The 10,230-nt window shown below is 66.3% G+C and carries 8 protein-coding genes; 4 read left to right on the top strand and 4 right to left on the bottom strand.

Going from position 1 to position 10,230, the window contains the following annotated elements:
* The first annotated feature begins 55 nt into the window (after nucleotides 1-55).
* From oxc to BST42_RS19415, 3 genes are read left to right on the top strand one after another with little or no spacing between them, the layout of a single operon-like run.
* Nucleotides 56-1,768, top strand: coding sequence for an oxalyl-CoA decarboxylase (gene oxc, locus BST42_RS19405; RefSeq protein ID WP_083120931.1), 1,713 nt, complete (start codon nucleotides 56-58; stop codon nucleotides 1,766-1,768).
* Between the two features lie 14 nt (nucleotides 1,769-1,782).
* Nucleotides 1,783-3,045 carry a formyl-CoA transferase gene (gene frc / locus BST42_RS19410; protein ID WP_083120932.1) on the top strand — a complete coding sequence of 421 codons (1,263 nt, stop codon included), beginning with the start codon at nucleotides 1,783-1,785 and terminating at the stop codon, nucleotides 3,043-3,045.
* A 12-nt stretch (nucleotides 3,046-3,057) separates the two neighbouring features.
* Complete coding sequence (locus tag BST42_RS19415) at nucleotides 3,058-4,515, top strand: FadD7 family fatty acid--CoA ligase (RefSeq protein WP_083120933.1); 1,458 nt, start codon at nucleotides 3,058-3,060, stop codon at nucleotides 4,513-4,515.
* 2 nt (nucleotides 4,516-4,517) lie between these two features.
* On the opposite strand, the gene BST42_RS19420 is transcribed toward BST42_RS19415, so the two are convergent.
* The 3 genes from BST42_RS19420 to BST42_RS19430 are packed head-to-tail and all read right to left on the bottom strand — an operon-like array spanning nucleotide 4,518 to nucleotide 7,912.
* Entirely contained in the window at nucleotides 4,518-5,738 is a 1,221-nt protein-coding gene (locus BST42_RS19420; protein WP_083120934.1) for a cytochrome P450, read from the bottom strand.
* Between the two features lie 16 nt (nucleotides 5,739-5,754).
* Nucleotides 5,755-6,987 carry a tRNA guanosine(34) transglycosylase Tgt gene (tgt, locus tag BST42_RS19425; RefSeq protein WP_083120935.1) on the bottom strand — a complete coding sequence of 411 codons (1,233 nt, stop codon included), beginning with the start codon at nucleotides 6,985-6,987 and terminating at the stop codon, nucleotides 5,755-5,757.
* Nucleotides 6,988-7,012: 25 nt separating this feature from the next.
* On the bottom strand, nucleotides 7,013-7,912 hold the full coding sequence (locus BST42_RS19430) for a haloalkane dehalogenase (RefSeq protein ID WP_083120959.1): 900 nt from the start codon (nucleotides 7,910-7,912) through the stop codon (nucleotides 7,013-7,015).
* A 183-nt stretch (nucleotides 7,913-8,095) separates the two neighbouring features.
* Between BST42_RS19430 and BST42_RS19435 the strand changes: the two genes are divergently transcribed.
* On the top strand, nucleotides 8,096-8,608 hold the full coding sequence (locus tag BST42_RS19435) for a lipoprotein LpqH (RefSeq protein WP_083120936.1): 513 nt from the start codon (nucleotides 8,096-8,098) through the stop codon (nucleotides 8,606-8,608).
* 55 nt (nucleotides 8,609-8,663) lie between these two features.
* On the opposite strand, the gene BST42_RS19440 is transcribed toward BST42_RS19435, so the two are convergent.
* Nucleotides 8,664-10,025, bottom strand: coding sequence for a WS/DGAT/MGAT family O-acyltransferase (locus BST42_RS19440; RefSeq protein ID WP_083120937.1), 1,362 nt, complete (start codon nucleotides 10,023-10,025; stop codon nucleotides 8,664-8,666).
* Between the last annotated feature and the right edge of the window lie 205 nt (nucleotides 10,026-10,230).

Genomic DNA, 10,230 nt, shown 5'->3' on the forward strand with positions numbered 1-10,230 from the left:
CAAGTGTGCAGCTAGCGCTCTGGTCCGAGGCGTTGGGGCCGAGCACACTTCAACCATGACTTCGCCTGACATCAACGGCCCGCTGACCGACGGGTTCCACCTCGTGGTCGAGGCGCTCAAACTCAACGACGTCGCCACCATCTATGGGGTGGTCGGTATCCCGATCACCGATCTTGCCCGGCTGGCCCAGGCATCTGGGATCCGCTACATCGGGTTCCGGCACGAGTCGGATGCGGGTCACGCCGCGGCCGCCGCCGGCTTTCTGACCGGTAAACCCGGTGTCTGCCTGACTGTTTCAGGCCCTGGTTTCCTCAACGGGATGGTCGCACTGGCCAACGCCACGGTGAACTGCTTCCCGATGGTGCACATCGCCGGCTCCAGCACACGCGCGATCGTCGACCTGCAGCGCGGTGACTACGAAGAGCTCGACCAGATGGCGATCGCCAAACCCCTTGCCAAGGCCAGCTTCCGCGTCGACCGGGTCGAGGACATCGGCCGCGGCATCGCCCGGGCGTTCCGTACGGCGGTGTCCGGCAGACCAGGCGGGGTGTATCTCGACATCCCCGCCGAGGTGCTGGCCCAAACCATGGATGCATCCGCGGGCGCAGCGAGCCTGTGGAAAGTCACCGATCCGGCTCCCAGCCAGTCTCCCTCGCACCACTCAGTGTTGCGGGCACTGGAGTTACTGGCAGGTGCGCAACGCCCGCTGATCGTGCTGGGCAAGGGCGCGGCGTACGCACGGGCCGACAAGCAGATCCGCGCCTTCGTCGAGACCACCGGTATCCCGTTCCTGCCGATGTCGATGGCCAAGGGACTGATACCCGATGACCACCAGCTGTCCGCGGCGGCCGCTCGCTCCCTGGCGATGGCGAAGGCTGATGTCGTGCTGCTGGCCGGGGCGCGGTTGAACTGGCTGCTTCAGCACGGTGAGGCCCCGCATTGGGCGGCAGATGCGAAATTCATCCAGATCGACATCGATCCAACCGAATTCGACAGCAATCAACCCACGACCATCCCCTTGGCCGGCGACATCAAATCAGTCGTCACAGCGTTGAACGCAGGGCTGCCACGTCATCCGGTGCTATGCCCGCACCGATGGCAGGCCGAGCTGACCGAACGGCGCGAGCACAACGCTGCTGGGATGGCCCACCGGCTGGCCGAGGATCCGCGGCCGATGCGCTTCTACAACGCGTTGCGTCCGATTCGTGATTTCGTTCGCGACCATCCGCAGGTGTATCTGGTCAACGAGGGCGCCAACACCCTGGACATGACTCGCAATATCGTGGACATGCGGGTTCCGCGACACCGACTGGATTGTGGCACTTGGGGAATCATGGGCATCGGGATGGGTTATGCCGTCGCCGCAGCCGTCGAGACCGGCCAGCCTGTCATCGCGGTCGAGGGTGACAGCGCATTCGGGTTCAGCGGCATGGAGATAGAGACCATCTGCCGTTACGGCCTTCCCGTGACCGTCGTCGTCCTCAACAACGGCGGGATCTACCGAGGCGACGGAGTAGACCCCTACGGCACCGACCCCGAGCCAACGGTGCTGGCGCCGCGGGCACATCACGAACGACTCATCGAAGCATTCGGTGGGACGGGGTACCACGTCGACACCCCGGACGCCCTGTCAAGTGCCTTGGCGGACGCGGTCGCCTCCGGCCGGCCGGCACTCATCGATTGTGAACTGGATCCGTCGGCCGGGACAGAAAGCGGCCACCTGACCAACCTCAACCCCCGCAGCGCATTACAGCCAAACCAGGCTTAGCGAAAGGAACACCGATGACTGCCCAAGCGCCACAACCCCTGTCCGGCGTCAAGGTGATCGACTTCACCGGCGTTCAGGCCGGGCCTGCCTGCACTCAGATGATGGCCTGGTTCGGTGCGGACGTGCTGAAGGTCGAACGCCTCGACGGCGGCGACGTCACCCGTCACCAATTGCGCGACATCCCCAACCACGACGCCCTCTACTTCACCATGCTCAACAGCAACAAGCGCTCGTTGGCCATCAACACCAAGACCCCAGAGGGGCTGGCGGTGATGGAGAAGCTGATCGGCGAGGCCGACGTGCTGGTGGAGAATTTCGCGCCAGGGGCACTCGATCGGATGGGGTTGTCCTGGGAGCACATTCACGAACTGAATCCGAGGCTGATCTTCGGTTCGGTGAAGGGCTTCAACGAGCAGTCACCGTGGAAGGACCTGAAGGTTTACGAGAACGTGGCGCAAGCCGCCGGTGGTGCCCTGTCCACCACCGGGTTCTGGGACGGTCCACCCACCGTCAGTTCGGCCGCGCTCGGGGACAGCAATACGGGTATGCACCTGCTGATCGGAATTCTCACCGCGCTGCTGGCGCGGGAGAAGACCGGTATGGGGCAGAAGGTTTCGGTGTCCATGCAGGATGCGGTGCTCAACCTGTGCCGGGTGAAGCTGCGTGATCAGGAACGGCTGGAGGCGGTCGGCTACCTGGAGGAGTACCCGCAGTATCCCGACACGCCCTTCGGCGACACGGTGCCGCGCGGTGGTAACGCCGGCGGCGGTGGACAGCCGGGCTGGGTCCTCAAATGCAAAGGCTGGCAGGACGATCCCAACGCCTACATCTACTTCACCATCCAGGAACAGAACTGGGAGAAGACCTGCGAGGCGCTCGGCAAGACGGAATGGGTCGACGACCCCGCCTACCGCACGGCCGAGGCACGTCAGCCGCACCTTTTCGGCATCTTCGCCGATATCGAGAAGTGGCTTGCCGACAAGACCAAGTACGAGGCCGTCGACATCTTGCGCAAGTACGACGTGCCGTGCGCACCGGTGCTCAGCATGAAGGAGATCGCCCACGACCCCGCCCTGCGGGCCAGTGGCACGATCGTCGAGGTGCAGCAGGATGGTCGCGGCACCTTCCTCACCGTCGGCAGCCCGGTGAAATTCTCCGACTTCACCCCGACAATCACCGGCGCGCCTCTGCTCGGGGAGCACACAATCGACGTGCTGCACGATCTCGGCTACACCACAGACCAGATCGAAGACATGAGGACCGCACACGTCATCTGACCGGAGGCCGACATGAGGCTGGGCGACCTGGCCGCGCACGCCGCCGCGGCCACACCCGGGGCGGTCGCTGTCGTCGACACCGCGGCACACCGCTCCGTCAGCTACCCGACGCTGGCGGACATGGTCGAGCAGATGTCGGCAGCTCTGCGGGCCACCGGGCTGGTCGGTGGCGACGTGGTGGGATTGCGGGCACCCAACACCCTCGGCTACATCGTCGGGCTTCTGGGCGCAGCCCGGGCGGGGCTGGTGGTGGCGCCGCTGGACCCGGCACTCCCGGCGAGCGAGCAGAGCGACCGCATGCGCAGGCTTGGCGCTCGAGCGGTACTGACCGACACACCGGCGGTGGCGCTCGACGAAACCCCGGAACTCATGTTGGCCGTCCGGGGGTCGCGGTGCACGGTCAGTGGGGTCGCGGTCCAGCGGCGGGTTCCCCCCGTGCTCGGACTCACCGCAGACGACGCGATGGTGATGTTCACATCGGGGACCACGGGCACGCCGAAGATGGTGCCGTGGACTCATGACAGCCTGTCCGCCGCGATGCGCAATGTGGTGACCGCGTACGGCCTGCGCGCCGACGACGCCACCGTCGCGGTGATGCCGATGTTCCACGGGCATGGCTTGGTGGCCGGCCTGCTGGCGACATTGTCGAGCGGAGGAACGCTGGGACTACCTGAGAAGGGCCGGTTTTCGGCGCATACGTTCTTCGACGAACTGGCGGCGACCGGCGCCACGTGGGTCACCGCGGTACCGACGATTTACCAGGTGCTGCTGGATGCCGCACCGGCCGGTGCCGCTTCCGCTGCGGGGCTGCGCTTCCTGCGGAGTTGCAGTGCCCCGCTGCCAGCTGCGGTCGCCGCCCGGCTCGAGACTGCGTTCGGTGCGCCGGTGCTGCCGGCGTACGGGATGACCGAGGCAACCCACCAGGCCTGCGCGGTGACGGCAGCCGCCGACACCTCGACCCGCATGCACACCGTCGGCGCACCGATCGGGGCCGAAGTGCGAATCGCCGACACCGGAGAGGTCTGGCTCCGCGGGCCGGCGGTGGCGCGCGGTTACCTCAACGACCCGGCGGCCAGCGCAGCCACCTTCACCGACGGCTGGTTGCACACCGGGGACCTCGGCTCGATGAACGGCTCTGGGACGCTGACACTTCGGGGCCGGATCAAGAACATCATCAACCGGGGCGGGGAGAAGATCTCGCCCGAGCGGGTCGAGGACGTGCTGCTGGCCCATCCCGATGTGGTGCAGGCGGCGGTGTTCCCGGTGCCCGACGCCAAATACGGCGAGCAGGTCGCAGCAGCAGTCGTCCTACGGGCCGGGGCGGCCTTCGACAGTGCGGCCTTGCAAGCGTTCTGCGCTGAGCGGCTCGCGAAGTTTGAAGTCCCGGAGCATATTTCATCGGTGGACCAACTGCCGGTGACGGCGAAGGGATCCGTCGACCGCCACCGGCTGGCAGTCCTGTTCGGCTGAATTCAGACGGCGACGTCGAGGCGGGCCATACCGCGCAGCGTGACGTGTGGTTTGTAGGTGGGCTCAGCGGCCAGCCGCGCGTGCGGGAAGCGTCGGGTCACCGCGGTCAGCGCCACCGCGGCCTCCATGCGCGCCAACGGCGCACCCAGGCAGAAGTGCGGTCCATGGCCGAATGCCAGGTGGCGGATCGGATTGCGGTTCGGGTCGAAGTCGTCGGGCCGCTCGGTCACAGCCGGATCGCGATGCGCTGCCGCCAGCAGCAGCATCATGATGTCGCCCTTGGGGATTCGGGTGTCACCGATCTGCATGTCCGCACCGGCCACCCGGCTGGCCAGCTGCACCGGTGGGTCATAGCGCAGTGTTTCCTCGATGATGTTCGGGGCCAGGCCCGGATCGGCGCTCAACGCCGTCCAGTGCTCACGGTGGCGCAACATCGCCAGGATGGCATTGGCGATCAGGTTGACCGTCGTCTCGTGGCCGGCTATCAGCAGCAGGTTGCAGGTCGCGACGATCTCCTCTTCGGTGAGCTGGTCACCGGACTCCTCCACCGCGATCAGCCCCGACATCAGGTCGTCGCGCGGCTCCGCGCGGCGGCGCTCCAGCAATTCGCGCAGATAGCCGCGCAGCCACATTCCGGCCTTCAGGCGTTCTTCCAGACCCTGAGGCTCACCGGTGAACGTGGCGAACGGGTCGAGCCCTTGCGCCAAAAGTGTTGATGCCGAGCTGAATTGTGGTTCATCCTCGATCGGTACGCCGAGTAGCCGACAGATAACCGCCACTGGCAGCGGATGCGCCAGCTGCTCGATGGCGTCGAATTCGCTTGTCTCGGCGGCCTTGTCGAGCAGGTCGTCGACCATGGTGGTGATGTCTGGCTCCAGTGCCTTGACCACTCGTGGCGAGAACGCCTTGCTGACCAGTTTGCGCAACCTGGTGTGATCAGGCGGGTCGAGGAACAGGAAGCCGGGGGTGCCGAACGGGCGGGGCTGCTCGCCGGCGTCGATGGCCCGCTGCGCGGCGGTCGATTTCAGCCGGTCACTGCACGAGTCGGGGTGGCGCAGCACCTCGTCGCAGTCGGCGAAGCTGGACATCACGTGCAGGGTGGACTCGGGGATCAGCATCGGGCTGCGGTCGAGGATCTGCCGGTACACCGGGTACGGGTTGGCCCGGTTGGCGGGGTCGAGCAGTTTCACCAGCAGCTCTTGCGGCTCGGCGGCAGCAGTCATCTACCTATTGTGCACGCTATTGTGCACGCGTCGAATGGCCGTAGTAGTTGCCGAGGGCATCCTCGCGGAGTTCGTCGAACTCGCCCGCCACGATCGCGGCGCGGATCTGGTCGACCAAGCGGACGATGAAGCGCTCGTTGTGGATCGTGCACAGCGTGGCGGACAAAATCTCCTTGGCCTTGAAGAGGTGATGCAGGTAGGCCCTGGTGTAGTTGGCACACGTGTAGCAGTCACAGTCGGCGTCTATCGGGGTGAAGTCGCGCCGATAGCGTGCGCCGGTGATGTTGAAGCGCCCGGTCGGCGAGTACACCGCGGCGTTGCGCGCCACCCGCGACGGCGACACGCAGTCGAAGGTGTCGGCACCCGCAGCGATCGCGGCGAACAGGTCATCGGGCTCGCTGATGCCCAGCAGATGACGGGGTTTGTCGTCGGGCAGTTCATCGACGCACCACCCGACGATCGTGGCCAGGTTCTGCTTCTCCAGCGCTCCGCCGATGCCATAACCGTCGAACCCGCGTCCCTCGGAATCGACGATGCCGGCCAGGTCCCGCGACGCTTGGCGGCGCAGGTCCTCATACTGCGCGCCCTGAACCACCCCGAACAGCGCCTGCGCGGGCCGCTCCGGACGTTCGGCGGTCAGCCTGCGGTGCTCGGCGATGCAGCGCACCGCCCACGCCTGGGTACGCGCCACCGATTCCTCTTGGTAGCCACGGGTATTCACCAACGTCGTCAACTCGTCGAACGCGAAGATGATGTCGGCGCCGATCTTGTGCTGAATCTGCATCGACACCTCGGGAGTGAACCGGTGCGTCGAGCCGTCGAGGTGCGAGATGAACGTGACCCCGTCGTCGTCCACGTGCGCCAGCCGCTGTTTGCCCTCGGCGATCACGTCGTCGGCCTGCACCCGGTTGGCGTCCATCGACAGGACCTTGCGGAACCCGGCACCCAACGACAGGACCTGGAACCCGCCGCTGTCGGTGAACGTCGGGCCCGGCCAGTTCATGAACGCGCCAAGGCCGCCCGCCTCGTCGACGATGTCGGGCCCTGGCTGAAGGTAGAGGTGGTAGGCGTTGGCCAGAACCGCTTGTGCGCCGAGCTCGCGCATCGTCTCGGGGAGCACCGCCTTCACGGTGGCCTTGGTGCCGACGGCGATGAACGCCGGGGTGTGGATGTCGCCGTGCGGGGTGTGGATCACCCCGCTGCGTCCCCGCCGGCCGGGCAACTCCGCGTCGACGGTGAAGAAGGGCACGTCGACATCTAACCAGCGCGAGGCGTTACTCCAGGAACCGCACGATGTGACCGGCCAGCTCCTCGCCGGCATCCTCCTGGATGAAGTGCCCCGCGCCGTGCAGGGTGGGGTGCTCGCGGCCCTGCGCGCCGGCCATCTGCTGGAAGATCGGGGCCATCGCGCCGGTGATTGGGTCGCCGTCGCTGAAGGCCACCAGCATCGGCGTCGAGGCGGCGGTCAGGGTCGCCCAGGCGCAGCGGTTCGCCTCGGATGCGGGGTCGTCCGGGGTGGTGGGCACCAGACCCGGCATGGCCCGCGCACCGGCGGTGAAGGTGTCGTCGGCGAAGGGAGCGTTGTAGGCCTGACGCACATCGTCGCTCATCGGTCGCAGGCACCCCGACTCGACGAACCGGCCCACGTCGATGCTGGGCGAGTCCTGGATGGCGCGGCGGAACTGCCACCACACCTCGGGCATGTTGAAGTCACCCGTCGGCAGTCCGGTGTTGGCGACGACGATGCGGGCGAATCGGTCCGCGTTCTCCGCCGCCAGGCGCAGCCCGATCAGCCCACCCCAGTCCTGTCCGAACAAAGTCACTCGCTGCAGATCCAGGACGTCGAATGCCAGCGCGCGCATCCACTCGACGTGGCGGGCATAGGTGTGGTCCTCGCGCCGGGTGGGTTTGTCGGAACGCCCGAAACCGACCAGGTCCGGACAGATGACGCGATGCCCCGCGGAGGTGAGTATCGGAATCATCTTGCGGTAGAGAAACGACCACGTCGGTTCGCCGTGCAACAACAGAATGGGATCGGCGTGCTCCGGGCCTTCGTCGATCCAGGCCACTCGCAGACGTCCACCCTCGTCGTCGTCGAGCTCGCAATAGTGCGGTGCATAAGGGAAATTCGGGATTGTCGCGAATCGCTCGTCGGGTGTGCGCAATGTCTGCATGACCGTGAAGATACCGACTTTGCCTGAACGGTCCGTCATTTGCCCTGATGTCGACGAAAGTTTCGGCTCCGTCACTGGCAGACGAGATTTTCGCGCATTCCCGCCATGACCAGGAATCGGCGCACCATAATTTTCTCCGATGATCCGTCAATGTCGACGGATCGCCTACATAAGGAGAAATCGGTGAAACGTGGCTTGGTGGTGACCGTTGCCGGCGCCGCGGTCCTGGTGGCCGGATTGTCAGGTTGTTCGAAAAACGACAACAAATCAACGTCGACGACGAGCGCAACAGCGACCACATCCGCGGCTGCGACGACGACGAGTGCGGCAGGGTCCCCCAGCGCGACCGCCGGATCCAGCACCGCCAAGGTGACGATCGATGGCCAGCCGCAGGACATCAAGGGTTCAGTCGTCTGCGCGACGGCCGGCGGCAACCTCAACATCGCGATCGGCGAGGCGACCACCGGTATCGCCGCCGTCCTGGCCGCGGATGCCTCCTCGGTGCAGTCCGTCGGCCTGGGCAACGTCAACGGCGTGACGCTGGGCTACACCGCGGGCGTGCCCGGTGGCGCGAACGCCACCGCCACCAAGGACGGCAATACCTACAAGATCAGCGGAACTGCGACGGGCGTCGACATGGCCAACCCGATGCAGCCGGTGACCAAGCCCTTCGAAATTCAGGTCACCTGCCCGTAGCGGCGGGCCGGACGAAGCGGCGGCGCCCCGAGGGGTCGCCGCCGCTTTCGGGTGGCTAGACGCCGACCGCCTTTTCGAGCCCGGCCAGCGAGTCCTCCAGCTGAGCGAGCAGCCGCTGCAGATGCGGGATGCTGCGCCGGCAGCCGACCAAGCCGAAGTCGAGGTTGTCGGCGTTGTTGGACATCGTGATGTTGAGCGCCTGTCCGTCGAGCGCGATCGACAACGGATAGTTGCCGTCCAGGCGTGCGCCATGCCAGTACAGCGGCTCGCGAGCGCCGGGCACGTTGGAGATCACGATGTTGAACGGAGGCGCAGCCGCGGCAGCCAGTGCCGGCAGCAGGGTCAGGGCCAGCGGGGCCATGTTGAACGCCGACAAGGCCAGCTGCTGGATCTTGGGTAGCTGCAGGAACACCTCTTTGTTGCCGCTGATCGACGCGTTGATCGCCGCCAGGCGCTTGGCCGGGTCGCTCTCGTCGGTGGCCAGGTTGCACAAGATGGCGCCGACCTGGTTGCCGCCGCTGGACTGGTCGTCCTCGTCGCGCAGATTGACCGGAACCATGGCGATCAACGGTTTGTCGGGTAGGGCATCCTGCTCGATCAGGTAGGCGCGCAACGCACCGGCGCACATCGCCAGGATGACGTCGTTGACGGTGACACCGGCGGCGTCCTTGATCGCGACGATGCGTTTGACCGGCCAGGACTGAGCGGCCACCCGACGAGCCCCACCGATCGGGACGTTGAACATCGTTTTCGGCGCTTCGAAGGGCAGGGTCAGCTGCTGTTCGAGCAGGGCGGCGCGCGCGATCGTCACCGCGGAGGGGGCCAGCCCCGCGATTGATCCGGCCGCTCGTCTGAGCCCGCCCAGTGGCGACCCGCGGCCCTCGTCTTTGGTGCGTGCTCGCGGGCCGATGGTCCACGGCGCCCGGATCTCGTCGTCCTGCGGATCCGTCGAGAGCGTGCGGCGGGTCAGCTTCATCGCCGAGACACCGTCGAGCAGCGAGTGGTGCACCTTCGTGTAGACGGCGACCCGCCCGTCCTTGAGGCCTTCGACCAGATGGGTCTCCCAGAGCGGCCGGTGCCGATCGAGCAGACTGCCGTGCAGTCGCGAGGTCAGCTCGAGGAGTTCACGGACTCGACCCGGCTGGGGCAGCGCCGAGCGGCGCAGGTGATACTCGAGGTCGATGTCTCGGTCGAAGGCCCAGGTCAGGTTCGCGATGCCGCCGAAGAATGCACCGGGATGCTTGCGGAATGTCGGCTGCACGTCCTGGTAGGTGAGCAGGTCGCTGTAGATGTCAGCCAGGAACTCCGGGCCCATGCCCTCAGGAGGCTCGAACAGCTGCAGGCCACCGACATGCATGGGATGTTCTCGGGACTCGGCCAGCAAGAACATCGAGTCGGTCGGTGAAATCAGCTCCATCGATGACCTCCGCTCAGATTTCTAACCCGTGTGCCCATTACACCGGTTTGCCACACGGATTTTCTGGCCGAGTCGCGGGGCCGATCGGGGACTGTCGTCGCGAGTGTGCGACCTGATACGCCCGAGCCGGCGTGTCGCGGATGAAACCGCGCAGTCGAATCGGGCCGGGCGCCGTTAGGTCAGCGGTGTCCGCCGCCGCCCCCAC

The organism is Mycolicibacterium rhodesiae (assembly GCF_002086695.1).
GTDB classification, from domain to species: Bacteria; Actinomycetota; Actinomycetes; order Mycobacteriales; family Mycobacteriaceae; genus Mycobacterium; species Mycobacterium rhodesiae.